The organism is Paraburkholderia dipogonis (genome assembly GCF_046027395.1).
Taxonomy (GTDB): Bacteria; Pseudomonadota; Gammaproteobacteria; order Burkholderiales; family Burkholderiaceae; genus Paraburkholderia; species Paraburkholderia dipogonis_A.
In genome coordinates this window covers 108,973-133,995 of record NZ_JAQQEG010000013.1, presented here as the reverse complement: position 1 = coordinate 133,995, position 25,023 = coordinate 108,973, and the positions used below count along the sequence as shown (strand labels likewise).

Here is a 25,023-nt window from a genome sequence, read left to right as displayed (position 1 = left end):
GCCGAAGCGTTTTATTTCACCTGCGTTTCAACACGTATCGCGCTGTCCCACGACAGCGTGAGGGACGTGCTCACTTTTAATAATGGAGACAACCATGACGCAATCCCTTTCGAAGCCGACTTCGTTGAAAACTTTCGCGCGTAGCACGGCAGCACTGGCGACGCTCGCCTTCGGCCTGTCGTTCATCACCGCGCCGGCTGCACAAGCCGCGCCGCTGAAAATCGGCATGACGTTTCAGGAGCTGAACAATCCGTACTTCGTGACGATGCAGAAAGCGCTCAACGACGCAGCCGCTTCCATCGGCGCGACGGTGGTCGTCACCGACGCGCACCACGATGTCAGCAAGCAGGTCAGCGACGTGGAAGACATGCTGCAGAAGAAGATCGACATCCTGCTCGTGAATCCGACCGATTCGACCGGCATCCAGTCGGCGGTGACCTCGGCGAAGAAGGCGGGCGTGGTGGTGGTCGCCGTCGATGCGAACGCCAACGGTCCGGTCGATTCGTTCGTCGGCTCGAAGAACTACGACGCGGGTGAGATGGCTTGCGAGTATCTGGCGAAGTCGATCGGCGGCAGCGGCGAAGTGGCGATTCTCGACGGGATTCCGGTCGTGCCGATTCTTGAACGTGTGCGAGGCTGCAAGGCGGCGCTCGCGAAAGTGCCGGGCGTGAAGCTCGTGGACACGCAGAACGGCAAGCAGGAACGCGCGACCGCGCTGTCCGTCACCGAGAACATGATTCAGGCGCATCCGAATCTGAAAGGCGTGTTCAGCGTGAACGACGGCGGCTCGATGGGCGCGCTCTCGGCGATCGAATCGTCGGGCAAGGACATCAAGCTGACCAGCGTCGACGGCGCGCCGGAAGCGATTGCTGCTATCCAGAAGCCGAATTCGAAGTTCATTGAAACATCCGCGCAATTCCCGGCTGACCAGGTGCGCATCGCTCTCGGCATCGCGCTCGCGAAGAAGTGGGGCGCCAATGTGCCGAAGACGATTCCGGTCGACGTGAAGATGATCGACAAGAGCAATGCCAAGGGTTTCAGCTGGTAAGCCGAATGTCCGTTGTCGCGCTGAGCAAAAAAAGCGCGGCGACGGACAGCAGAGGAGGGCCCGATGGACACGATACTCAAGCTCGACAACATTACTAAAAGTTTTCCAGGCGTGAAGGCGCTGCAAGGCATTCACCTGGAAATCGCGCGCGGCGAGATTCATGCGCTGCTCGGCGAAAACGGCGCGGGCAAATCGACGCTGATGAAGATCCTGTGCGGCATCTATCAGCCGGATGAAGGCACGATCACGATTGAAGGCGAGGCGCGACATTTCACCAACTATCACGACGCGGTGGCCGCGGGCGTCGGCATCGTGTTTCAGGAATTCAGCCTGATACCGTATCTGAACGCGGTGGAGAACATGTTTCTCGGCCGCGAATTGAAGAACGGGCTGGGCCTGCTCGAACGCGGCAAGATGCGGCGAGCGGCGGCGGGGATTTTTCAGAGGCTCGGCGTGACGATCGATCTGTCGGTGCCGATTCGCGAACTCTCGGTGGCGCAGCAGCAGTTCGTCGAAATCGGCAAGGCACTCTCGCTGGAGGCGCGCATTCTGATTCTGGACGAGCCCACCGCCACGCTCACGCCCGCCGAAGCCGAGCATCTGTTCGCGATCATGCGCGAGTTGAAGCAGCAGGGCGTCGCGATGATTTTTATCTCGCACCACCTCGAAGAGATTTTCGAAGTATGCGACCGCATTACCGTGCTGCGCGATGGCCAATACGTTGGCATGACGGAGGTCGCGCAATCCGACGTGGGGCGTCTCGTGGAGATGATGGTGGGGCGCCGCATCGAAAACAGCTTTCCGCCGAAGCCGCCGCTGCGTGCCGATGCGAAGATCGTGCTCGATGTCGACAAGCTGCAGTTGCTCAAGGACAGCCCGGTGTTGAGCTTCACGTTGCGTGAAGGCGAGATTCTCGGGTTCGCGGGACTGGTCGGCTCGGGGCGCACGGAAACCGCGCTCGCCGTGATCGGCGCGGATCCGGCCTACGTGAAGGAGATTCGCATCAACGGCGCGGCGGCGAAGCTGTCCGATCCCGCCGATGCGTTGCGCGCCGGCGTCGGCATTCTGCCGGAAAGCCGCAAGACCGAAGGCCTGATCACCGACTTCTCGATCAAGCAGAACATCTCGATCAACAACCTCGGCAAATATCGCTCATTGCGTTTCTTCATCGACCAGCGCAGCGAAGCGCGCGCGACCGCCGACATCATGAAGCGCGTGGGCGTCAAAGCGCCGACCATGCATACCGAAGTCGCGACGCTCTCCGGCGGCAATCAGCAGAAAGTGGTGATCGCGCGCTGGCTGAATCATCACACCAACATCCTGATCTTCGACGAACCGACGCGTGGCATCGACGTCGGCGCCAAAGCCGAAATCTATCTGCTGATGCGCGAACTCACCGCGCGCGGCTACTCGATCATCATGATCTCGTCCGAACTGCCGGAGATCGTCGGCATGTGCGACCGCGTCGCCGTGTTCCGGCAGGGCCGCATCGAAGCGATGCTCGAAGGCGACGCGATCGACTCGAACGCCGTGATGACCTATGCAACTGCCGGCTCTCGTGGAGCAACACATGAACACGCCTAATCCTTCTTCTTCACCCAAGACATCTACTGTCAGCAGCGATACGCCGGGCGCGCCGGTGCGCTTCACTTGGGCTGCTTTGAAACGCTCGACGCTGTTCTATCCGTTCATCGGCTTGCTGGTGGTCTGCATCGTGATGGTGTTCGCGAGCGACAGTTTTCTCTCCGGGGCGAACATCGAGAACGTGCTGCGTCAGGTGTCGATCAACGCGATCATCGCCGTGGGGATGACGTGCGTGATTCTGACCGGCGGTATCGATCTGTCCGTGGGCTCTGTCATGGCGCTGGCGGGCACGCTCGCCGCTGGTTTGATGGTGGCCGGCATGAACGCGGTCGCTGCGCTGGCGATTGGCGTCGCGGTCGGGCTCGGCTTCGGCGCGGCGAACGGTTTTTTCGTAGCGTTCGCCGGCATGCCGCCGATCATCGTCACGCTCGCAACGATGGGCATCGCGCGCGGCCTCGCGCTGATCTACACGGGCGGCTATCCGATCGACGGCTTGCCGGACTGGGTGAGCTTCTTCGGCAGCGGCAAGATTCTTGGCGTGCAGGCGCCCGTCGTGATCATGGTGGTGATCTACGTGATCGCGTGGGTACTGTTGGAGCGCATGCCGTTCGGCCGCTATGTCTATGCGATCGGCGGCAACGAACAGGCGACGCGTTTATCCGGCGTGCGCGTGGCACGCGTGAAGCTGATCGTCTACACGATCGCCGGCTTGACGTCCGCCTTCGCCGCCATCGTGCTGACTGCGCGTTTGATGAGCGGCCAGCCGAATGCCGGCGTCGGCTTCGAACTCGACGCCATCGCCGCCGTGGTGATGGGCGGCACGTCTATCTCCGGCGGCCGTGGCTCGATCATCGGCACCCTGATCGGCGCGCTGCTGCTCGGTGTGCTGAACAACGGCCTGAACATGGTCGGCGTGAATCCGTATGTGCAGAACGTGATCAAGGGCGGAATCATTTTGCTCGCGATTTACATCAGCCGCGACCGCAGAAAGTAACTCTCCACTGACTTCCACTTTTTAGCAGGACCATGCAATGACGACTCAATCCGACAAGCAGAACATGACAGCCATCGTCTGTCATGCACCGAAAGACTACCGCGTCGAGCAGGTGTCGAAGCCTCGCGCGGGCGCGCACGAACTCGTGATCCGTATCGCCGCGTGCGGCATTTGCGCGAGCGACTGCAAGTGTCATTCGGGCGCGAAGATGTTCTGGGGCGGCCCGAGCCCGTGGGTGAAAGCGCCGGTGATTCCGGGCCACGAGTTCTTCGGTTTCGTGGAAGAAATCGGCGAGGGCGCGGCCGATCACTTCGGCGTGAAGATGGGCGACCGCGTGATCGCCGAACAGATCGTGCCTTGCGGCAAATGCCGCTATTGCAAATCCGGCCAGTACTGGATGTGCGAGGTGCACAACATCTTCGGCTTCCAGCGCGAGGTCGCCGACGGCGGCATGGCCGAGTACATGCGCATTCCGCCGACGGCGATTGTTCACAAGATTCCCGACGGCATTTCGCTGGAAGACGCCGCGATCATCGAGCCGCTCGCCTGCGCGATTCACACCGTCAACCGTGGAGAAGTGCAACTCGACGACGTGGTGGTGATCGCGGGCGCCGGTCCGCTCGGTCTGATGATGACGCAAATCGCGCATCTGAAAACGCCGAAGAAGCTGGTGGTGATCGATCTGGTCGAAGAGCGGCTAGCACTCGCCCGCGAATACGGCGCCGACGTCACGATCAACCCGAAACAGGACGACGCGCTGGCGATCATCCACTCGCTCACGGACGGTTATGGCTGCGATGTGTATATTGAAACCACTGGCGCGCCGATCGGCGTGAATCAGGGCATGGACCTGATTCGCAAGCTTGGCCGGTTTGTCGAGTTTTCGGTGTTCGGCGCGGATACGACGCTGGACTGGTCGGTGATCGGCGACCGCAAGGAACTCGACGTGCGCGGCGCGCATCTCGGACCGTACTGCTACCCGATCGCGATCGATCTGCTGGCGCGCGGGCTGGTCACATCGAAAGGCATTGTCACGCACGGCTTTTCGCTGGAAGAATGGGACGAGGCGATCAAGATCGCCAACTCGCTCGATTCGATCAAGGTGTTGCTGAAGCCGCGCGCCTGAACGTCGAACATAGAGGGCACGAGCGGCATATAAACGGAGACAGTATGGATTACGTCATCGGCGTCGATATCGGCACGCAGAGCACCAAGGCGCTGCTGGTCGATCAGCACGGCGCGATCGTCGCGCAGCATGCGTCGAGCTATCAGCCGGATACGCCCAAGCCGCTGTGGGCCGAACAATGGCCCGCGGTCTGGTTGAAGGCGGTGGTGGAGTGCATCGCCGCGTGCGTTGCCAAAGCGAAGGGGGCGGGCGTCGCGGCGAAGTCGATCAAAGCCGTGTGCGTGAGCAGTCTGTATGGCGGTTCCGGCATTCCGGTGGATAGCGATATGCGGCCGCTCTATCCATGCTTGATCTGGATGGATCGACGCGCCACCGAGCAGGTCGAGTGGGTGCGCAACAATGTCGATCTCGAACGGCTTTATACGATCACCGGCAACGGCGTGGATAGCTATTACGGCTACACGAAGATGCTGTGGCTGCGCGATCACGAGCCGGACGTGTGGTCGCATACGCGCTATTTCCTGCCGCCGAATGCGTACGTGATCTACATGCTGACCGGCGAGGTGGCAGTCGATCATAGTTCGGCGGGCAATATCGGCGGCATTTACGACATTGGCAAACGCGACTGGTCCGATGAAGCGCTCGACATGCTCGGTATTCCCGCGACGATGATGCCCGAGCGGCTAGTGGAATCGTCGGAAGTGGTGGGGGGCTTGCTGTCGCAATGGGTCGAGCAGCTCGGCCTCGACGCAGGCACGGCGATCGTCGCGGGCGGTGTGGATGCCGCGATGGCGACGTTCGCGGCCGGCGTCACGCGCGCGGGCCAGCATGTCGCGATGATCGGTACCAGCATGTGCTGGGGCTATATCAACCAGAGCGTCGACGCGCGGCATGGGTTGATCAGCATGCCGCATGTATTCAACGGTCAGCACGATATCTACGTGTTTGGCGGTGCGATTACGGCGGGCGCGTCGGTGACCTGGTATCGCGAGCAGTTCTGCCAGGCGGAGATCGAGGCAGCTCGCGCGACGCCGCATGGCGATCCGCATCGCTTGCTGGAAGATTCCGCGGGGAAAGTGCCGGCCGGCTCGGATGGCGTGATGTTCCTGCCGTATCTGATGGGCGAGCGCAGTCCGGTGTGGGACGCCAAGGCGAGTGGGGCGTTCGTCGGGCTGAGCCTGTTTCATACGCGTGCGCATTTGTATCGCGCGGTGCTGGAGGGTGTGTCGTTCGCGCTGAAGCACAACATTGAAGCGGGACGTAAGGGCGCGCAATCGCTGGATGACAAGTTGATCGTGGTGGGCGGTGCCGCGCATTCGGATTTGTGGATGCAGATTATCGCGGATATCACCGGGTATCCGGTCTATACCATCGAGCAGGACGTGGAGGCGGCGATGGGGGCGGCGTTGCTGGCGGGTGTCGGTGTCGGACTGGTTTCGCGTGAAGAGGCGCAGCGCGGGTGGGTCACGTTGGTCGAACGCGCGCAGCCGGACGCGGTGCGGATGGCGTTGTACGAGCAACGGTTCGGCGTTTATACGGATTTGTATCCGGCGTTGAAGCCGGTCATGCATCGGTTGCAGACATCATGAATGCTACTTTTGATTTTTCTGGTCGGTCGATTCTTGTGACGGGTGCTTCGAGTGGAATTGGACGCGCGACGGTTGAGGCGTTGTGTGCGTCTGGAGCGAATGTCGTCGCTGCGGCGCGGAATGTGAATGAGCTTGCGCGGTTGGCGGAGGAAACAGGCTGCGAGCCGTTGGTGCTCGATGTGAGCGATGAGGCTGCTATTGATGACGCGTTGGGGTCGCTCGATGTGTTCGATGGGCTCGTGAATTGCGCGGGGATTGCGTTGCTTGAGCGGGCCGTGGATACGACTGGTGCGAGTTTTGATCGTGTGATGGCGGTGAATGCGCGAGGCGCGGTGCTGGTTGCCAAGCATGTGGCGCGGGGGATGATTGGTGCTCAGCGGGCCGGCAGTATCGTTAATGTTTCTAGTCAGGCTGCGCTTGTGGCCTTGGATGATCATTTGAGTTATTCGGCTTCCAAGGCTGCGCTTGATGCTGTGACGCGGGCTTTGTGTGTTGAGTTGGGGCCGTTTGGGATTCGGGTTAATAGTGTCAATCCTACGGTTACGTTGACGCCTATGGCGGTGCTGGCATGGAGCGATCCGGTTAAGCGGGAGCCTGCGCTTAAGGCTATTCCGTTGCAGCGGTTTGCTGAGTCTGCTGAGGTTGCTGCGCCTATTTTGTTCTTGTTGAGTAATGCGGCTTCTATGATTAGCGGAGTTTGTTTGGCTGTTGATGGGGGGTATACGGCTAGGTAAGCTTCTCTTTCTTTCGCCGTGATCGGTTTGTCTGTGATCCTAAGGTTTTGGCCGTTCCTTGAATTCTTGGTGGTCTATTAGCGTTGCCCCTGTGCGGGGCGGCACCTACTTCTCTTTGCCGCCGCAAAGAGAAGTAGGCAAGAGAAAGCGGCTCAAACCGCTAGCTCATAAGCGGGTCCCCCGCACAGTCGCGGTAGTGGTGCATCTGGAATCTGTGTTCTCGCACATTCCGCGTGAGTGACAAGGCCATCATTCTTCCCGCCTCGCACTGCGTGCTCGCCGGAACGGTCCGCCTGAAACCAGTGGGTGCGTTTGTGCGTGGCGGGGCCATCGGCTTCGCCTCGGCAATGCCACACAACGGCGCTCGTTTAAAGGTGTCTTGGGCGCTGGGCTGATCTCGCGCGCGAGCATGACCGTCATACGCGCCAAATGGCCAGTCGCGCTATTCAACAATCAATGCGTTTTTGCGCTGATGCTTCTTTGGCGCTGTAGTCTTTTATTCGCGCGGATGTTTGAGAAATTTCAGAAATGGATATCGTGCGCGCGCTTTAGCTTGTTTGGGTGATCACCCGCGGAGTGATGTGGTTAAACTCATTCTGTCGTGTACCTCACGACAAACGGGTATAGCAGCCTGTTAGCATTTTGCCCCGCACGCTTGCGCACGCCGGTATGCGGCTGCCTCAGCACGTCTGATTTCCATGGGCGGGCCTTGGCGGGGGAGCCTCGCGGCTCGCCGGTTAGTGGTGAAATGCACCGGTCTGCTATTCCCGTCAATGTGCCCGCTCACCACCTTGCAAGCGCGTGTCGGGCGATCCAGTCAAGGTTCAGGGAGATCGCGCCATGAGTAAATCCGCCAAGCATTCACGAACGACGTCGCGCCCACCCGTTGACGCGCTTCAATACGAGAAACTCGCGTTGTCCGCATTCGGACTGATCGAGCGGCGACTAAGCCAACTGGACAAGCTGGTGACGCTTTTGGGCTCGATAGTTAGGAGTCCGGCTGTGACAAGAGGGGAGCGACAACAACAGCGAAAATTGCTGAAACTGCTGCTGGACACCAGGGAGGATTATCAGCGCGAGGTTGAGATTGACCGTGAACTGTACCAGGTCATCGCGCTGGACGCGAAGGGGATCGCTCAAAGCCGCATCACGGCGCGCCATGCAGCGGACCTATTGATGAAGGCCAAGAGGGCGGCATCAGAAAGCCGCGAACGTATTGGCGCAACGAGAGCGATGCAGAACCGACCGCGTCGCTTCGAGACGACCGTTCGACCGACAGCGACGGCGCATTGAGATAAGCTCATTGCACGGCACGGCACGGCACGGCACGGCACGGCACGGCACGGCACGGCACGGCACGGCACGGCACGGCACGGCACGGCACGGCACGGCACGGCACGGCACGGCACGGAGGCGGCTAATAAAACCAGAAGGATTTGACGGCATTTCGCCGAGGCGAAGCCGACGGCCTCACCGCACACAGAAAAGCCCAAAGGTTTTGAGCCGCCCGTTCCGGCGAGCACGCAGTGCGAGGCGGGAAGAATGATGGCTCTCACTCACGCGGAATGTGCGAGAACACCGATTCCAGATGCACCACTACCGCGACTGTGCGGGGGACCCGCTTACGGGCTGGCGGTGTGAAGCCGCTTTCTTTGCCTACTTTCTTTGCGGCAAGCAAAGAAAGTAGGTGCCGCCCCGCACAGGGGCAACGCTAATAGACCACTAAGAATTCAAGGAACGGCCAAAACCCTTAGGATCACAAAAAAAACCAAGCGCTGCGAAAAAAACAACGCCATTACAACATAGTCCTAACATGCCAAAGCTCCGGAAACAAAACCACATCCAACATCTTCCGAAGATAAGGCGCCCCACTGGTCCCACCAGTCCCCTGCTTAAACCCAATAATCCTCTCAACAGTAGTGACATGCCTAAACCGCCACTGCCGAAAAGCATCCTCGAGATCAACAAGTTCCTCAGCCATCTCATACAACTCCCAATGCTGCGAAGGATTCCGATAAACCTCCAACCAGGCCGCTTCAACAGAAGCATCATGAGTAGTAGGCTGACTCCAATCCCGCTCCAACCTGGAAGATGAAATCGCAAACCCCCGCCGCGCGAGCAACCGCACAACTTCATCATAAAACGAAGGCGCGTCCAACGAAGCCTTGACCTCGGCAAACACATCAGCCCGATGCGCATGCGGCTTCAGCATCTGTTCATTCTTATTCCCAAGCAAAAACTCAATCTGCCGATACTGATAAGACTGAAACCCGGAAGAACTCCCCAGATAAGGCCGCATAGCTGTGTACTCAGACGGCGTCATGGTCGCGAGAACACTCCAGGCCTGCACCAACTGCTCCATAATCCGCGACACACGCGCCAGCATTTTGAACGCCGGCGGCAACTCATCCCGATGCACAGCCTGCAGCGCCGCCCGCAACTCATAAAGCGCGAGCTTCATCCACAACTCACTCGTCTGATGCTGAATGATGAACAGCATCTCGTTGTGATCTGGCGACAAAGGATGCTGCGCATCCAACACGGTCCCCAGCGACAGATAATCGCCATAACTCATCGAGTCAGAAAAATCGAGCTGCGCATCATGCCAGCCATCGCCTGAATCGGCGGCAGGGGAGGCCGCATGAGCCGCCACACTCCCATGCCCAAACGGACATCCCTGCGCCGGCTTTTCTTCCGGCAACCCCGGGGTTTGCATGTGATCGTTCATCGCGCGCTCCTCAGGTCACTGCGCCGCGTGCGGCGAATTCAGGTGCCCGCCAGGTTTCTTTCACGAGCACCTCGCGCAACGTTTCCACGGCATCCCACACATCGACAAAGCGCGTGTACAGCGGCGTAAAACCAAACCGCAACACATGCGGCTCGCGATAATCGCCAATCACCCCACGCGCGATCAAGGCCTGCATCACCTCATACCCATGCGGATGTTCGAAACTCGCGTGCGACCCACGCTGCGCATGCTCACGCGGCGTAACGAGCTTCAGCGGAAATTCGCTGCAACGCGCTTCGACCAGTTCAATGAACAGATCAGTCAGCGCCAGCGACTTCTTGCGAACCGCCTGCATATCGGTTTGCAAAAACACATCGAGGCCGCATTCGACGAGCGACATCGACACCATCGGCTGCGTGCCGCACAGAAAGCGGCCGATACCGTCATCGGGCTGATACGCCGGGTCCATCTTGAACGGCGCGCGATGTCCCCACCACCCGGACAGCGGCTGCGCAAATTCGTTTTGATGGCGCTTTGGCACCCACACGAACGCAGGCGAACCCGGACCGCCATTCAGATACTTATACGTGCAGCCAACCGCGTAGTCCGCGTCGACGCCGTTCAGATCGACCGGCACCGCGCCCGCCGAATGCGCGAGGTCCCACAACGCGAGCGCGCCCTTGTCGTGAATCAGCTTGGTGAGCGCGGCCATGTCGTGCATATAGCCGGTGCGGTAGTTCACGTGCGTGATCATCGCAATAGCAACATCATCGTCGATCGCGGCAGGCAATTCGGACGGATCGTCGACGAGGCGCAGTTCATAACCACGGTCGAGCTGCTCGATCAACCCTTGCGCGATGTACAGATCCGTCGGGAAATTCGAGCGCTCGGAGACGATCACGCGACGCTTCGGATCGCGTGCATTCGCAACCCGCACGGCAGCCGACAGCAGTTTGAACAGATTGATCGAAATCGTATCGGTGACGACCACTTCGTTTTCGGCCGCGCCGATCAGCGGCGCGAGCTTGTTGCCGAGCCGGCGCGGCAGCTCGAACCAACCGGCAGTATTCCAGCTACGGATCAGCCCCTCGCCCCATTCGGCGCCGATCACGGTTTGTGCGCGCTGCGCTGCGGCCGCGGGCGGCACGCCCAGCGAATTGCCGTCGAGATAGATGGTGGTCGACGACAGCGCGAACTGGTCGCGCAACGTCGCGAGAGGATCGGCGCTGTCGAGCGCCAGTGCTTCGTCACGGTGGTTCATGGTGATTCCGTCAGTCAGATGGAGATGTTCATTGCGATTGGGGCAGCGCGCGCAGGATCGCGCGCACGGGGCTTGCATCGAGTGTGGTCAGCTTGAGCGGCAGCGCGATCAGTTCGTAGTCGCCGGGTGCGACTTCGTCGAGCACAATGCCCTCAAGAATTGCCATGCGATGCGCGCGGATCCGATGGTGAGCGTCCATCGTCTTCGACTCCTGCGGATCGAGCGACGGCGTGTCGATGCCGATCAGCTTCACGCCCCGCGCGGCCAGCAGGTCGATGGTGTCCGGCGCGACCGCGCAGAACGCGCTGTCCCACATGGTTGTCGGTGCGTTTCTGTAAGTGCGCAGTAAGACTCGCGGCGGCAGGTCATCGAGCGAGCCGCTCAGGTGTTGTGGCGTCACAACAGGGAATGCGCCGATGCAATGAATCACGCGGCATCGGCCGAGGTATGCGTCGAGCGGCACTTCGCCGATTGCGGCACCGTCGGCGTCGTAGTGCAGCGGGGCGTCGGTGTGCGCGCCGGTGTGTGGCGACAGCGTCAGCCGCGCGACGTTGACGGGCGAGCCCGCCTCCATGCGCCACACGCGCTCGATACCCACGGGCGTGTCGCCCGGCCAGACGGGCGTGGCGGTATCGACGGCGGGGGTGATGTCCCAGAGTATTGGCATAGTCGCAGCGAGGATTGGGTGTCTATCCGGGAATGATAGGTGGCTTGTCGCGAAATGTGATTGCGAAAAAATCTCCTTCTACGCCGTGTCTTGGAACATAATTTGAGATAAATGGGAAAGGGAGACCGAATATGAACGCGATCTCGCTCGACGCCACCGATTGCCGTATCTTGACGGTGCTTCAGCAAGAAGGACGGATCAGCAATCTCGACCTCGCGGAGCGCATTTCGCTCTCGCCGTCAGCCTGTCTACGACGCCTGCGCCTGCTCGAAGAGCAGGGCGTCATCGAACATTACCGCGCGTGTCTGAACCGCGAAGTGCTGGGTTTTGAACTGGAGGCGTTCGTGCAGGTGTCCATGCGCAACGACCAGGAGAATTGGCACGAGCGTTTTGCGGAAGCGGTGCGCGACTGGCCGGAGGTGGTCGGCGCGTTCGTCGTGACCGGCGAGACTCACTATCTGCTGCGAGTCCTCGCGCACAACCTCAAACACTATTCGGATTTCGTGCTGCAGCGTCTCTACAAGGCGCCGGGCGTGATGGATATCCGTTCGAATATCGTGCTGCAGACGCTCAAGGAAGATTCGGGCGTGCCGGTGTCGCTAGTGACGAAAACCGGTGGACACAGCGCCGCGCATAACGATCGCTGAGAGAGAGCGATGGCGACCGCGCCCACAAAAAGGGCGCGGGCGATTTGTTTTCTGCCGGCAATGCCCGTCTGCCGTATGTCATTGCTAAACCGCTTGAACCGCTTGCGTCGCCTCCAAATACGGCGGCGCATTCAAAGCGGTTCGAGTCCGTGAAACTGGCCGTTCTGAAAAACCAGCGGCGAGATCTTCGCGGCATTCTCGTGCACGCCGCAGCGCTCCACTTCGCCGACAAAAATCACGTGGTCGCCTTCTTCGTAGCGACTGCGGTTATGGCATTCGAACCAGGCGAGCGCGCCGTCGAGCACCGGCATGCCGGTGTCGCCTTCCGCGTGCGACACGCCTTCGAAGCGATCGCCCTTCACGGTCGCAAAGCGCTTGCACAGATCGAGCTGCGATGCGGCCAGCACATTGACCACGTAATGACTGTTGGCGCGGAAGACCGGCATCGACGCCGAGCGCGTGGCCAGACTCCACAACACCAGCGGCGGATTGAGCGAAACCGAATTGAACGAACTGGCCGTGATACCGATCAGTTGGCCGGACGCCGCGCGCGTCGTAATGACGGTGACGCCGGTGGCAAATTGGCTGAGCGCCTGTTTGAAGGCATTCTGGTCGAAGTTGGGCGGGCTGGCGTGCTTCATCGGGCGCAAGTCCCTGGCGCAGACCGGGTGAATTCCGGCATGAACCCATCGCGCGCGCTGCTGGAAACAAATGATTCGAAAGTCATAGTGAAAATCGTCGATTTGTCCCAATTTTAACTGCAATCGCGGCGGATTGGCCGCGACCCCAGCCGGTGAGTGAAAAAGCCGCTAAGCTGGAAAGCTCGATAGTGGCATGAGCGTTGCGGCGAACCGTGGACCGGCATCGGCCGACTATGAGTTTGAAGGAGCGAGCAGCATGAGTCAGACAGGCGAAGTCGCCACCCTCGGTGGCGGGTGTTTCTGGTGCCTCGAAGCGGTGTACCTGGGCGTCGACGGCGTGAACGCGGTGGAGTCGGGCTACGCGGGCGGCCAGACCCAGCGTCCGACGTATGAGCAGGTGTGCGACGGCGTAACGGGCCACGCCGAAGTCGTGAACGTTGACTTCGACCCGGCGAAGATCAGCTATCGCGAGATTCTCGAGATTTTCTTCGCGATCCACGATCCGACGCAGTTGAACCGGCAGGGCAACGATGTCGGCACGCAATACCGTTCGGTGATCTTCACACATGCCGAAGCGCAGCGGGAAACGGCGTTGCAGGCGATCCGCGAGATCGGTGAGCAGGGCATTTACGACGGTCAGATCGTCACGCAGGTGCTGCCGCTCGACGGTAATTACTGGTCTGCCGAGGCCTATCACCAGAACTATTTTGCGCAGCACCCGAATCAGGGCTACTGCTCGTTCGTCGTGGCGCCGAAGGTGGCGAAGTTTCGTCAGAAGTTTGCTCACCGGATCAAGGCGAGCTAGCGGGATGAGCGGCCGCTTGCGCGAGTCTCAAGCATCGGAGTCGGGCGGCTGCTCATTCTCGTCAGAGGACGGAGGCTGATTCTCGTCAGATGGCCGAGGCTCGTGCTCTTCAGATGGCGGGAATTCATCCTCATGCCCATGTTCATGAGCAAGCCGCGCATACGCCTCGATAATCGCCCGCGCCAGTTCCACGCAACTGAGCGGCGCCGATCCTTCCGCTTTATTGTTGATCGCAATCACCACCGGCTGCCCGGCCAGCGCGTAGCGCGCGGCCAGTTCTGCGAGCGATGCGCGCGTCGCCGGGTCCTGATCGACCAACTGGTTGAACGGTTCGTACTTGGCCTTTGCCTGTTCGTATTTGAAGCCGCCGTGCAGACTCCAGCGCACGATCAACGGTCCGGCCGGTTCGCCGTCGAGCAACGCGAGCGCCGCGGCCTGGCGCAGCGGGTCGGGCATGCGCGCGTGAATGCCCACGCAATAACGCACGCCCGCCGTTTTGAGCGTCCGGATGAAGCGCGGCGTGAGCAGACTCCCATCGCGGATTTCGATCGCGTAGCAGGCGCTCTCCGGCAGCTTGGGCAGAGCCATCAAAAATTCGGCCAGCCGTTCGATGAACACCGCCGGCTGCGCGAGCATCTGATCCGGCAGCGGCGAGAGCTGGAACACGAGCGCGCCAGCCTTAACGCCAAGTCCTTCAAGGCAAGGCGTGACGAAGTCGTCGATCGCCATTTGCGCGTTCAGAAAGCACGGGTTCATCGAGACCGGCTCGCCGCGTTCGGCGCGCACGGTGGCATCGGTGATCGTCATCGGCGCCTTGACGATGAAGCGGAAGTCCTCGGGCACTTGTTGCGCGTAGCGCAAATACTCGGTGACGGTGAGCGCCTGGTAAAACGACCGGTCGATACTGACTGTCTTCAGCAACGGATGCGCCCCGTAAGCCGTGAGACCTTCGCGCGAGAGTTTGCTGTTGCTGTACTCATCGCCGTAGACGATGCCGTTCCAGCCCGGAAACGACCACGTCGAGGTGCCGAGGTGGATTTGCGGCGGTAGTTGCGCGGCGAGCGCGAGCAGTTCAGGCGAGGGCGGGGCGGCGAGGATTTCGCGCGTGCGGCGTTTTTTGGAGGTGTCGGCCGGGATAGCGTTGGCTTCGGGCGAGGCGCTGGCCTCATCTGGCCCATGCGCTTCCTCTTGCCCATCCTCCCATAAGGAGCTGATGCCGGCGGTCTTCGCGCGCGACTGACGCCGGCGCTCGGGCTGTATCGCGGAGCCGGGTGCGGCGGTTGCATCGCCGCACGAAGTTGCCCGCCCCCCTGTCTGCTGAGCGGCGTTCGCGTTTGCCCCGGCGGTCCCGGTGGCGGTTGCAACGCCAGCGTCTCTCGTCGTCTCAACGGCTCCCGCGGGCCCGCCCGTCCCATGCGATAACTTCGCCCCGCCATCGCCTTTCGCCGTCGCCGCGTCCACCGGCATCCCGAACAGATCGAACTGCACGCCCTCACCATCGGCGCCGAGATCGCCTTCGATCGGCTGTTCAACTTCGCTTGTTCCGCTCTGGACCATCGGTGTTCGACCTGCTATTCAAAGGTTGCGCCGCGTCGCCCGCTCTTGCCCGGCGCCGCGGCGCAACCGTATCACAGCGGTTTGTCGTACATATAGCGGCGCGACCACGGCAGGGCTTTCGCGCTGCGGCCGGCTTTGCGGCAGACCACCTGGTAGATGGAGACGTCGTCGGTTTCGAACGCGTAGGCGCAACCGGCGAGGTACAGGCGCCAGATGCGGAATTTTTCGTCGTCGACGAGCTTGCGGGCTTCCTCCGCATGCGCTTCGAAATTTTCCGCCCAAAGGTCCAGCGTGTGCGCATAGTGACGGCGCAGGCTTTCGACGTCAACCGCTTCGAGCCCGCCGCGCTGCATCGATTCGAGCGCAAGGCTGATATGCGGCAGCTCGCCGTCCGGAAACACATAGCGGTCGATGAATTCGCCGCCGCCGAGCGCGGTTTCGCCACTGTCCGAATCGCTCGACGTAATGCCGTGATTCATGGCGATGCCGTCGTCGACCAGCAGATCGTGAATCTTCTCGAAGTAGCCCGGCAGATTCTTGCGGCCCACGTGCTCGAACATGCCGACGCTCGTGATGCGATCGAATTGCCCTTCGACGTCGCGGTAATCCTGCAGACGAATCTCGATCTGGCCTTCCAGGCCCGCCGCTTTGACGCGCGCGGTGGCGAGGTCGAACTGGTTCTGCGAGAGCGTCACGCCCACACACTGCGCGCCGAACTTCTGCGCCGCGCGCAGGACGAGCGCGCCCCAGCCGCAGCCGATATCGAGCAGGCGCTGCCCCGGTTGCAACTGGATCTTGGTGAGGATGTGGTCGATCTTCTTGATCTGCGCGGTGGCGAGATCCTCGTTGCCGTTCTCGAAGTACGCGCACGAGTACACCATGTTCTCGTCGAGCCACAGCTTGTAGAACTCGTTCGAGACGTCGTAGTGATACTCGATCGCCTTCTTGTCCGACGCCTTCGAATGACTGAAGTAGCGCCGCACGCGCGCCAGCTTGCCCGCGCTGGTCACGGTATTACGCGCCAACTGGTAGCCGATATTGATGATGTCCGACAGCTTGCCTTCGATGTCGATCTTGCCCTTCACGTACGCCTCGCCGAGATTGTCGAGGCTCGGTTCGAGCAGATAGGGCAGCGCCGTGGCGCTTTTGACGTGTAGCGTGACCTGAGGCGCGGCGAACTGCCCGAAGTCATGTTGCTGACCGTCCCACAGCACGAGGCGTGCGGGAACGTTAGCCCTGGTTTTTACTTCTTCCACCCACTGCGCCAGCTTCTTCTCCCAGAACATGTGATCTCTCCGTGTCCGTTGAATTAAAGCAAAGCCTGTGTGGATCGCAACTCAATGCGGCGCGACTCCCATGCCGCGAGGTGCCATCCGGCCGCCGCGCGCTGCTGCGTTGGCAACGCGGTGGCGGCGTTGTATTCCGATTCAAGGCGATAGGCGGGAGATTTGCCAGTCGCTGTGTTCGCCTGAACGCGTGTAGAGCAAACGGTCGTGCAAACGCGACGGCCGGCCCTGCCAGAATTCGATTGCTTCGGGCACCAAACGATAACCGCCCCAGTGTGGAGGACGCGGTGGCTGGTCGCCGTATTGCAGACTGATTTCGCGTTCGCGTGTTTCGAGCTGCGAACGGCTTTCAATTACCTGACTCTGATTCGATGCCCACGCACCGATGCGCGAACCGAGCGGGCGCGACGCGAAATACGCGTCGCTTTCTTCCGCGCTGGTTTTGACGATGCGGCCTTCCACGCGCACCTGGCGTTCGAGTTCGATCCAGTAGAACAGCAAGCTGGCGTAAGGATTGGCGGCCAGTTCGCGGCCTTTGCGGCTGTCGTAATTGGTGAAGAACACGAAGCCACGCTCGTCGACGCCCTTGATCAGCACGATGCGCGCCGACGGCCGGCCGCGCGAGTCGACCGTGGCCAGCGTCATGGTATTCGGCTCGGGCAGTTTGGCGTCGACCGCTTGTTGAAACCACGTATCGAATTGACGAAACGGGTTGCGGTTGATATCGGCAACGTCCAAAGAACCCAGCGAATAGTTTTTTCGAAGTTCGGCGAGTGAGGTCATGTTCTTATGCGAACGCTACAGTTCAATCAGTATAGCTAAGCCGCTAATTTTTTGCCCGCAGCCACATCAAGGTCCCGCGCGGTGCGTTCATGCGTGCCGGCGTATGTGCCTCTCGGTGCTGCGCCTTTCGCCGCGATGCAACCTGGCGGGTTCAGGCAAAATACGGGGTTGCGTACGCCCTTGCGTCGCCACTTCGTGTTTTTGCCTGACCACCGAGCCCTGCCATCATGTCCAGCACCACCGCACAATCCGATCTTACTACCAGCCTCGACGGGAAAGAAACCGCTGACCGTGAGCGGCGCTTCGGCGGCATCGCGCGACTGTACGGCGTGCCGGCGCTCGCCGCGTTCGAAGGCGCGCACGTCGCGGTGATCGGCATCGGCGGCGTGGGCTCGTGGGTAGCCGAGGCGCTGGCGCGCAGTGCGGTCGGCACGCTGACACTGATCGATCTCGACAATGTCGCCGAGAGCAACACTAACCGGCAGATCCACGCGCTCGACGGCAACTACGGAAAACCGAAGGTCGAAGCCATGGCCGAACGCATCGCGGCGATCAATCCGTTTTGCGACGTGCGTTTGATCGAAGACTTCGTCGAGCCGGATAATTTCGACGCCACGCTCGGCGGCGGCTTCGATTACGTGATCGATGCGATCGACAGCGTGCGCACCAAGACCGCGTTGATCGCGTGGTGCGTGGAGAAAAAGCAGCCTTTGATCACGGTCGGCGGCGCAGGTGGCCAGCTCGATCCGACGCGCATTCGCATCGACGATCTTGCGCTGACGATTCAGGACCCGTTGCTGTCGAAGGTGCGCGGGCAACTGCGTAAACAGCACGGTTTTCCGCGCGGGCCGAAGGCGAAATTCAAGGTGAGCGCGGTGTATTCCGACGAACCGTTGATCTACCCGGAAGCCGCCGTGTGCGATATGGACGAGGAAGCCGAGCACGTCACTACGTCGCCGGGCCACACGGGGCCGGTCGGTTTGAACTGCGCGGGATTTGGTTCGAGCGTGTGCGTGACGGCGAGCTTCGGTTTTGCCGCGGCTGCCCATGTGTTGCGGGCGTTGGCGAAGCAGGCTACGGCTTGAGGTGATTCACGCCGCGGTAGATGCCGCGGCGCATTCAGGCGCTGCTGGGACGCCGCGCCTGAATGCCGATCAAGCCAATCAGATCAGAACAACGAAGCGCTCAGCTTGCGCCGCCATTGCGACACCAGCTCCGGCTGATGCGCGGCCAGATCGAACACCGACAGCATCGTCTTGCGGCCGATATCGTCGCGGAACGTGCGGTCGCGTTGCACGATCGCGAGCAGTTGTTCGAGCGCTTCCGCGTATTTGCGACGAGCGATGAACGCGCTAGCCAGATCGAAACGCGCTTCGAGATCAGCCGGATCGGCGGCGACCTTTGCCTCCAGCGCATCCGTGGGCGGCAGGTCGGCTGCGGCATCCACGGCGTCGAGGCGTGTCTTGATCGCGTTGAAACGCGCGTCGATGCCTTGCGTCGTTTTCGGCGACAGCAGATCGACTTCGTTGCGCGCTTCGTCGATACGGTTGTCTTCGAGCAGCATTTCAATGCGGTCCATGCGCGCTTCGTCGAAACCCGGGTCGTAGGCAAGGGCGGCTTGCAGCGCGTCGTACGCATCTTCGCGGCGTCCTTCGGCCAGCGCGGCTTGCGCCTCGAGGCGCGCGGCGTCCGCGCCTTGCGGCACGAGCCGCTCGATAAACTCGCGCAACTGGCCTTCAGGCAGCACGCCGACGAACTGATCGACCGGCCGCCCGTCGGCAAATGCCATGACGTGCGGAATGCTGCGCACCTGGAAGTGCGCGGCCAGTTCCTGGTTCTCGTCCACGTTCACCTTCACGAGCTTCCATTTGCCGGCGGCTTCGGCTTCGAGCTTTTCCAGCATCGGGCCGAGGGTCTTGCACGGGCCGCACCAGGGCGCCCAGAAATCGACCAGCACGGGGGCCAGTGTCGACGCCGTGATGACGTCCTGTTCGAAAGTGGCCAGAGTGGTGTCCATTGCGTCCTCGTCGATAAAACGGTCTGTTGACTATTTGGGGCCGAACGCCGCGGGTTCAATGCTGCCCGATCCGACTTGCGCCTATTTGCGCTGGGGCAGCGGAATCCATTCGGTTTCGCCCGGCACCTTGCCCATTTCCTGATTGGTCCACGCGAGTTTCGCGGCTTCGATCTTCTCGCGCGAACTGGCGACGAAATTCCACTCGATAAAGCGCTCGCCGTCCAGTTTTTCGCCGCCGAGCAGCATGACGCGCGCGCCGTGGGTGCTCGCCAGCGTCACGGTTTCGTCGAGCGCGAGCACGGCCATCTGGCCGACTTCGAGCGGCGTGCCGTCGATCTCCAGATCGCCGTCCACCAGATAGACGCCGCGTTCCTCGTGCTCCGGTTCGAGCGCGAAGGCGCCGCCCGGCGCGAATTCGCCGGCCACGTACAGCGTGCCGGAAAACGTCGCGACCGGCGAGGTTTCGCCGAACGCCGTGCCCGCGATCACCCGCAGCGTGACGCCGTTGCGCTCGACCACCGGCAGCGTCTCGGCGGCGTGATGCGCGAACGACGGCTCGATCTCTTCGTCGTCGAGCGGAAGCGCGACCCACGTTTGAATGCCGTGCATGGCCTGGCCGCTCGCGCGGTCCTCGTCCGGCGTGCGTTCGGAGTGGACGATGCCGCGCCCGGCCGTCATCCAGTTGACGTCGCCGGGGACGATTTTCTGCGCCGAGCCGAGGCTGTCGCGATGCATGATCGCGCCTTCGAACAGATAGGTCACCGTGGCGAGGCCGATATGCGGATGCGGCCGCACGTCGAGGCCGACGCCGGGTTCGAGGGTGGCCGGGCCCATGTGATCGAAGAAGATGAACGGGCCGATCAGGCGCGCCGCCATGGCCGGCAGCACACGCCGCACGGTCAGGCTGCCGACGTCGCGCAGGTGCGGTTTGAGGACGGCTTTGATCGAGGAGGACATGGGCAGGCTCGGCTGGAAAGGTGGGGGGATTTTTGCTTAATGGACGATTCTACTGCGGTGGGCGCAATGACGACGGCTGGGCGACAGGTCAACGCTCCGGGAATCCGTAGAGCGAGCCATCACCGCGCGAGACTGGCTCCGCTAAACTGCCGGATCGAATAATCGATTGGAGACTCGGATGTCGCCCAGGGATTTGCTGCTCGCGCTGGTCGTCGTCGTGGCGTGGGGCGTCAACTTCGTCGTGATCAAGGTGGGCCTGCACGGCGTGCCGCCGATGCTGCTCGGCGCGCTGCGCTTCGCGCTCGCCGCCGTGCCGGCGGTGTTTTTCATCAAACGGCCCAACCTGCCGTGGCGCTGGCTGATCGCGTACGGCGCGACGATTTCGTTCGGGCAGTTCGCGTTTCTGTTCTCAGCCATGTATGTCGGCATGCCGGCCGGACTCGCGTCGCTGGTGTTGCAGGCGCAGGCGTTTTTCACGCTGATCTTCGCGGCCGCGTTCCTGCATGAGCGCTTCCGCTTGCCGAATGTCGTCGGCTTGCTGATCGCGGCGGGCGGTCTTGCCGTGATCGGCATGCAGGGCGGCCACGCCATGACGCTGGCCGGTTTCGTGCTGACCTTGTGCGCCGCGTGTTCGTGGGCGCTCGGCAACATCGTCACGAAGAAAGTGGGCAAGGTTGATCTCGTCGGACTGGTGGTGTGGGGCAGCCTGATCCCGCCGCTGCCGTTTTTCGCGCTGTCGTACGCGTTCGAGGGGCCGCAGCGAATCGTCGCTGCGCTCTCCGGCATCAGCGCGACGTCGATCTTCGCCATCGTGTATCTCGCGTTTATCGCCACGCTGATCGGCTATGGGTTGTGGAGCCGCCTGCTGTCGCGCTATCCGGCGAGCCAGGTCGCGCCGTTTTCGCTGCTGGTGCCGATCGTCGGCCTTGCGTCGGCGTCGCTGTTTCTCGACGAGCAATTGTCCGCGGCGCAGATCGCGGGCGCTTTGCTGGTGATGGCGGGCTTGGCCGTGAATGTGTTCGGTGGCCGGGTCGTGGGGCGATTTTCACCCGCGCGCTGAGCGGCTGGCACGTCTGCACGAAGACGAAAACGAGCGCAAAAAAACGGCCGCATCGTCATTCGAGCGGCCGTTTCCATCGCATCATTGCGTTGCATACGCGAGCATCACGTCATGCGATTCTTCGCGAGCGGTGGATTCGCCGCGAAATAGCGCTTGATGCCGGTCATGATCGCATCGGCCATCTTCTCGCGATACGCGTCGTCGTTCAGGCGGCGCTCTTCGTCCGGGTTGCTGATGAAGGCGGTTTCCACGAGGATCGATGGAATATCCGGCGCCTTCAGCACTGCGAACCCCGCCTGTTCGACCGAGCCCTTGTGCAGCTTGTTGATGCCGCCGATTTCCTTCAGCACGAAGTTGCCATAACGCATCGAGTCGCGAATCTGCGCGGTGGTTGACATATCGAACAGCGCGCGGTTTACGGTAGCGTCGGCGGACTTGATGTTGATGCCGCCGATCTGATCCGACGAGTTCTCCTTGTTCGCCATCCAGCGCGCCGCGGCGCTCGTGGCACCATGCTCCGACAGCGCGAACACCGAGGAGCCCTTCGCGTCGGGCGTGGTGAACGCATCCGCATGGATCGACACGAACAGGTCCGCGCCGACGCGCCGCGCCTTTTGCACGCGCACGTTCAGCGGCACGAAGAAGTCGGCGTCGCGCGTCATCATGGCGCGCATGTTCGGTTGCGCGTCGATCTTCGCGCGCAGCTTCTTCGCGATGTCGAGCGCAACGTGCTTCTCGTACGTGCCCGAGCCGCCAATCGCGCCCGGATCTTCGCCGCCGTGGCCCGGATCGATCGCGACGGTCAACAGACGCACCGTGTTGCTCTTGCCGGACTTGGGATTGGTGAAGGCGTAGGTATCGTCGCTGTCGGCGTCGTCAGCGCCCAGCGTGCTGGCGCCGCTGCCCTTGTTGCGGGCGATGGCGGTGGGCGGCGCCACCGGCGCGGCAGGCGCGGCGGGCTTGCCGAGGATCGGCGGAACAGGCGTCGGTGCAACATGCACCGGCGGACGCGGCACGCTCGGCGCGGACCCGCTGCCGCCGTTTTGCGCGTAGCGCTCGAAGAACGCCTCGCTGTTGTCGGCGGTGGGCGGCGTGGTGCCGGGACCGCTCAGCGTGGCGGGCGGCGGCGCGGCGTTCTCTTCGTTCAGCGTCTGCTGCTTGTGTTCCGTCTGCGCGAGCAGATCCATCAGCGGATCAGGCGCGACGGCGGGATACAGGTCGAACACCAGCCGGTACTTGTACGCGCCGACCGGCGGCAGCGTGAACACCTGTGGCTTCACCGAGCCCTTCAGGTCGAACACCATGCGCACCACATGCGGCTGATATTGCCCGACGCGCACCGACTGGATCTGCGGATCGTTCGGCGTGATCTTCGACACGAGGTCCTTCAACGCCTGATCCAGATCGAGGCCGCTCAGATCGACCACCAGCCGGTCCGGTCCCTGCAGCAGCTGCTGGGCGTTCTGCAGCGGCTGATCGGATTCGATCGTCACGCGCGTGTAGTCGCGCGCCGGCCAGACCCGCACGCCGAGCACCGAGCTCGCCCACGCGAGCCGCGGCGCGACGAGGCCGAGCACGAGCGTGGACGCACCCGCGCGCAGAATCTGCCGGCGCCGCCAGTTATGCGTTGCGGTAGCCGCCGATTCGATCGAGCGGAACGGTTTGATCAACATCTTTCGAGACATGCCTTTCCTGATTCGCTGTATGCCCGTGCGACGAGGACACGGCCGTCGCCTTCGTTCTCATTATCGAGGTCGAGCGAGAAGACAAGATCCGGCACGCCTAAGAGACGCCCCGCGCGTTGCGGCCATTCGACGAGGCAGATGGCGCCACTGTCGAAGTACTCGCGAAAGCCCGCGTCGGCCCATTCGGCCGGATCGGTGAATCTATACAGATCGAAGTGATAGAGCGCGAGTTCCCCGGCGGGCCGCTCGAGCACGTAGGGTTCGACGAGTGTGTAAGTGGGACTGCGCACCCGGCCGGTGTGGCCGAGGCCGCGCAAGGTCGCGCGCACGAGGGTGGTTTTGCCGGCGCCGAGGTCGCCAACGAGTTGGACCTGCAGTCCGTAGAACGCCTTGTCGCTGTCTGCGCCAGGCGCGTGTTGCGCGGCTTCGCGCACGCTCTCGATCGCCTGCGCGAAGCGCTCGCCGAATGCCATGGTGGCGGCTTCGTCCGCGAGCGCGAAGGTGCGTTCGAGCAGGACGTTGGCGGGCGGTTGGATCGCGAGATCAGGATTGACAGGCATTCTCGTAAAATGGCGTGATGAACCGAAGTCCGGAGTCCCCTGTTTCCTGCACGCCTGCGTCTACCGACGATGCGCGTGCCGAGCGTCATTTCGATGAAGCGGCGCTGAAGGCGCTCGCGCTGAACATCAAAACGTGGGGCCGTGAACTGGGTTTCGGAGCGGTCGGCATTAGCGACACCGATCTCTCCGCCGCCGAAGCGCCGCTTGCAGCCTGGCTGGAAGCGGGTTGCCACGGCGAGATGGATTATATGGCGAAACACGGCATGAAACGCGCGCGGCCCGCTGAGCTTGTGGCCGGCACGCGACGTGTGATTACGGCGCGCATCGCTTATTTGCCCGCGCGGACATTGAGCGGAAAGGCGTACGAAAGCGCTTTGCAGGACGGCCCGCTCTCGCAGGACTGGCGCGCAGCCGAGCATGCGCGGCTCGCGGACCCGTCGGCGGCGGTCGTGTCGATCTATGCGCGCGGCCGCGATTATCACAAGGTGATGCGTAACCGTTTGCAACATCTGGCCGAGAAAATCGAGGCCGAGATCGGTGCCTTCGGCTACCGCGTATTTACCGATTCGGCGCCGGTGCTGGAAGTAGAACTTGCGCAGAAGGCCGGCATCGGCTGGCGCGGCAAGCATACGCTGCTGCTGCAACGTGACGCGGGCTCGTTGTTTTTCCTCGGCGAGATTTATGTCGATGTGCCGTTGCCGACCGACGCCGAGACTTTGCCCGAAGTCGCGCCTGAAACGCCGGGCTCGCATTGCGGGAGTTGCACGCGCTGTATCGGCGCCTGTCCGACCGGTGCGATCGTCGCGCCTTACAAGGTCGATGCGCGCCTCTGTATTTCCTATCTCACGATCGAATTGAAGGGCAGTATTCCCCTGGAAATGCGGCCGCTAATCGGCAATCGTGTGTATGGCTGCGACGATTGCCAGCTCGTGTGTCCATGGAACAAGTTTGCGCAGGCCGCGCCGGTCGCCGACTTCGACGTGCGGCACGGGCTCGATCGCGCGTCGCTCGTCGAGCTCTTTGCGTGGAGCGCGGACGAGTTCGATACGCGGATGCAGGGCAGTGCGATTCGGCGCATCGGCTACGAGAGCTGGCTGCGCAATCTCGCGGTGGGCATGGGCAACGCGCTGCGTGCGTCGTCCGACAGTTTGAGCGCGCCGGTGCGCGAGGCGATCGTGCAGGCGCTGAGAATGCGTGTCGATGACGCTTCCGCCGTCGTGCGCGAGCATGTGGAATGGGCGTTGGAAGCGGCGTAGAGTAGCGGCAAACCGGGCGGTGCGTTGCAACGCGGCGC

General features: G+C 62.0%; 23 protein-coding genes. 12 read left to right on the top strand and 11 right to left on the bottom strand.

Features of this window, described 5'->3' with window-relative positions:
• The first annotated feature begins 94 nt into the window (after window positions 1-94).
• The 7 genes from PQR32_RS15345 to PQR32_RS15315 all read left to right on the top strand — a co-directional run bounded on the left by PQR32_RS15345 (window position 95) and on the right by PQR32_RS15315 (window position 8,368).
• Window positions 95-1,048: an ABC transporter substrate-binding protein gene (locus PQR32_RS15345; RefSeq protein WP_408228058.1), complete on the top strand. Its 954-nt coding sequence runs from the start codon at window positions 95-97 to the stop codon at window positions 1,046-1,048.
• A 63-nt stretch (window positions 1,049-1,111) separates the two neighbouring features.
• Window positions 1,112-2,632, top strand: a complete 1,521-nt coding sequence (locus tag PQR32_RS15340) for a sugar ABC transporter ATP-binding protein (protein ID WP_408228055.1) — start codon at window positions 1,112-1,114, stop codon at window positions 2,630-2,632.
• Complete coding sequence (locus PQR32_RS15335) at window positions 2,619-3,626, top strand: ABC transporter permease (protein WP_408228052.1); 1,008 nt, start codon at window positions 2,619-2,621, stop codon at window positions 3,624-3,626. Before PQR32_RS15340 ends, PQR32_RS15335 begins: the two co-directional genes overlap by 14 nt.
• A 37-nt stretch (window positions 3,627-3,663) precedes the next feature.
• Window positions 3,664-4,752 (top strand): alcohol dehydrogenase catalytic domain-containing protein, encoded by a 1,089-nt coding sequence (locus PQR32_RS15330; RefSeq protein WP_168795080.1) that lies wholly within the window; start codon window positions 3,664-3,666, stop codon window positions 4,750-4,752.
• 44 nt (window positions 4,753-4,796) lie between these two features.
• Window positions 4,797-6,341, top strand: coding sequence for an FGGY-family carbohydrate kinase (locus PQR32_RS15325; RefSeq protein WP_408228049.1), 1,545 nt, complete (start codon window positions 4,797-4,799; stop codon window positions 6,339-6,341).
• Window positions 6,338-7,075 carry an SDR family oxidoreductase gene (locus PQR32_RS15320; protein ID WP_408228046.1) on the top strand — a complete coding sequence of 246 codons (738 nt, stop codon included), beginning with the start codon at window positions 6,338-6,340 and terminating at the stop codon, window positions 7,073-7,075. The genes PQR32_RS15325 and PQR32_RS15320 overlap by 4 nt, the downstream gene beginning before the upstream one ends.
• A gap of 840 nt (window positions 7,076-7,915) precedes the next feature.
• Window positions 7,916-8,368: a hypothetical protein gene (locus PQR32_RS15315; RefSeq protein WP_408228043.1), complete on the top strand. Its 453-nt coding sequence runs from the start codon at window positions 7,916-7,918 to the stop codon at window positions 8,366-8,368.
• A gap of 502 nt (window positions 8,369-8,870) precedes the next feature.
• Here the strand turns inward: PQR32_RS15315 and kynA are convergent.
• Genes kynA through kynB form a run of 3 tightly spaced genes read right to left on the bottom strand, consistent with a single transcriptional unit; the run spans window position 8,871 to window position 11,731 of the window.
• Window positions 8,871-9,803 (bottom strand): tryptophan 2,3-dioxygenase, encoded by a 933-nt coding sequence (gene kynA / locus PQR32_RS15310; protein WP_408228040.1) that lies wholly within the window; start codon window positions 9,801-9,803, stop codon window positions 8,871-8,873.
• Between the two features lie 10 nt (window positions 9,804-9,813).
• A complete protein-coding gene (kynU, locus tag PQR32_RS15305; RefSeq protein ID WP_408228037.1) occupies window positions 9,814-11,064 on the bottom strand; it encodes a kynureninase in 1,251 nt (416 codons plus the stop codon).
• Window positions 11,065-11,092: 28 nt separating this feature from the next.
• Window positions 11,093-11,731 carry an arylformamidase gene (kynB, locus tag PQR32_RS15300; RefSeq protein WP_408228034.1) on the bottom strand — a complete coding sequence of 213 codons (639 nt, stop codon included), beginning with the start codon at window positions 11,729-11,731 and terminating at the stop codon, window positions 11,093-11,095.
• A gap of 131 nt (window positions 11,732-11,862) precedes the next feature.
• Between kynB and PQR32_RS15295 the strand changes: the two genes are divergently transcribed.
• The gene (locus tag PQR32_RS15295; protein WP_408228031.1) at window positions 11,863-12,378 is read left to right on the top strand and encodes an Lrp/AsnC family transcriptional regulator; all 516 of its coding nucleotides are present in this window, start codon (window positions 11,863-11,865) and stop codon (window positions 12,376-12,378) included.
• Between the two features lie 131 nt (window positions 12,379-12,509).
• Here PQR32_RS15295 and PQR32_RS15290 read toward each other — a convergent pair whose 3' ends face one another.
• Window positions 12,510-13,019, bottom strand: a complete 510-nt coding sequence (locus PQR32_RS15290) for a flavin reductase family protein (protein ID WP_408228028.1) — start codon at window positions 13,017-13,019, stop codon at window positions 12,510-12,512.
• A 256-nt stretch (window positions 13,020-13,275) separates the two neighbouring features.
• Between PQR32_RS15290 and msrA the strand changes: the two genes are divergently transcribed.
• On the top strand, window positions 13,276-13,824 hold the full coding sequence (gene msrA / locus PQR32_RS15285) for a peptide-methionine (S)-S-oxide reductase MsrA (protein WP_408228025.1): 549 nt from the start codon (window positions 13,276-13,278) through the stop codon (window positions 13,822-13,824).
• Window positions 13,825-13,851: 27 nt separating this feature from the next.
• Here msrA and PQR32_RS15280 read toward each other — a convergent pair whose 3' ends face one another.
• From PQR32_RS15280 to pdxH, 3 genes are all read right to left on the bottom strand, one after another.
• A complete protein-coding gene (locus PQR32_RS15280) occupies window positions 13,852-15,381 on the bottom strand; it encodes a DUF72 domain-containing protein (RefSeq protein WP_408228022.1) in 1,530 nt (509 codons plus the stop codon).
• 71 nt (window positions 15,382-15,452) lie between these two features.
• Window positions 15,453-16,667 carry a class I SAM-dependent methyltransferase gene (locus tag PQR32_RS15275; RefSeq protein WP_408228019.1) on the bottom strand — a complete coding sequence of 405 codons (1,215 nt, stop codon included), beginning with the start codon at window positions 16,665-16,667 and terminating at the stop codon, window positions 15,453-15,455.
• A 141-nt stretch (window positions 16,668-16,808) separates the two neighbouring features.
• A complete protein-coding gene (gene pdxH / locus PQR32_RS15270; protein WP_408228016.1) occupies window positions 16,809-17,450 on the bottom strand; it encodes a pyridoxamine 5'-phosphate oxidase in 642 nt (213 codons plus the stop codon).
• Between the two features lie 227 nt (window positions 17,451-17,677).
• Between pdxH and tcdA the strand changes: the two genes are divergently transcribed.
• Window positions 17,678-18,535: a tRNA cyclic N6-threonylcarbamoyladenosine(37) synthase TcdA gene (tcdA, locus tag PQR32_RS15265; protein WP_408228013.1), complete on the top strand. Its 858-nt coding sequence runs from the start codon at window positions 17,678-17,680 to the stop codon at window positions 18,533-18,535.
• A gap of 83 nt (window positions 18,536-18,618) precedes the next feature.
• On the opposite strand, the gene trxA is transcribed toward tcdA, so the two are convergent.
• Window positions 18,619-19,467: a thioredoxin gene (gene trxA, locus PQR32_RS15260; protein WP_408228010.1), complete on the bottom strand. Its 849-nt coding sequence runs from the start codon at window positions 19,465-19,467 to the stop codon at window positions 18,619-18,621.
• A gap of 81 nt (window positions 19,468-19,548) precedes the next feature.
• Window positions 19,549-20,424: a pirin family protein gene (locus PQR32_RS15255; protein ID WP_408228007.1), complete on the bottom strand. Its 876-nt coding sequence runs from the start codon at window positions 20,422-20,424 to the stop codon at window positions 19,549-19,551.
• A gap of 178 nt (window positions 20,425-20,602) precedes the next feature.
• Between PQR32_RS15255 and PQR32_RS15250 the strand changes: the two genes are divergently transcribed.
• A complete protein-coding gene (locus PQR32_RS15250) occupies window positions 20,603-21,484 on the top strand; it encodes an EamA family transporter (protein ID WP_408228004.1) in 882 nt (293 codons plus the stop codon).
• Window positions 21,485-21,588: 104 nt separating this feature from the next.
• Here PQR32_RS15250 and PQR32_RS15245 read toward each other — a convergent pair whose 3' ends face one another.
• Together PQR32_RS15245 and tsaE are read right to left on the bottom strand one after the other, a co-directional pair.
• Window positions 21,589-23,169, bottom strand: coding sequence for an N-acetylmuramoyl-L-alanine amidase (locus PQR32_RS15245; protein ID WP_408228001.1), 1,581 nt, complete (start codon window positions 23,167-23,169; stop codon window positions 21,589-21,591).
• Entirely contained in the window at window positions 23,151-23,729 is a 579-nt protein-coding gene (tsaE, locus tag PQR32_RS15240; RefSeq protein ID WP_408227998.1) for a tRNA (adenosine(37)-N6)-threonylcarbamoyltransferase complex ATPase subunit type 1 TsaE, read from the bottom strand. The genes PQR32_RS15245 and tsaE overlap by 19 nt, the downstream gene beginning before the upstream one ends.
• A 17-nt stretch (window positions 23,730-23,746) precedes the next feature.
• Here tsaE and queG point away from each other — a divergent pair, with 17 nt between their 5' ends.
• Window positions 23,747-24,985, top strand: coding sequence for a tRNA epoxyqueuosine(34) reductase QueG (gene queG / locus PQR32_RS15235; RefSeq protein ID WP_408227995.1), 1,239 nt, complete (start codon window positions 23,747-23,749; stop codon window positions 24,983-24,985).
• The last annotated feature ends 38 nt before the right edge of the window (window positions 24,986-25,023 follow it).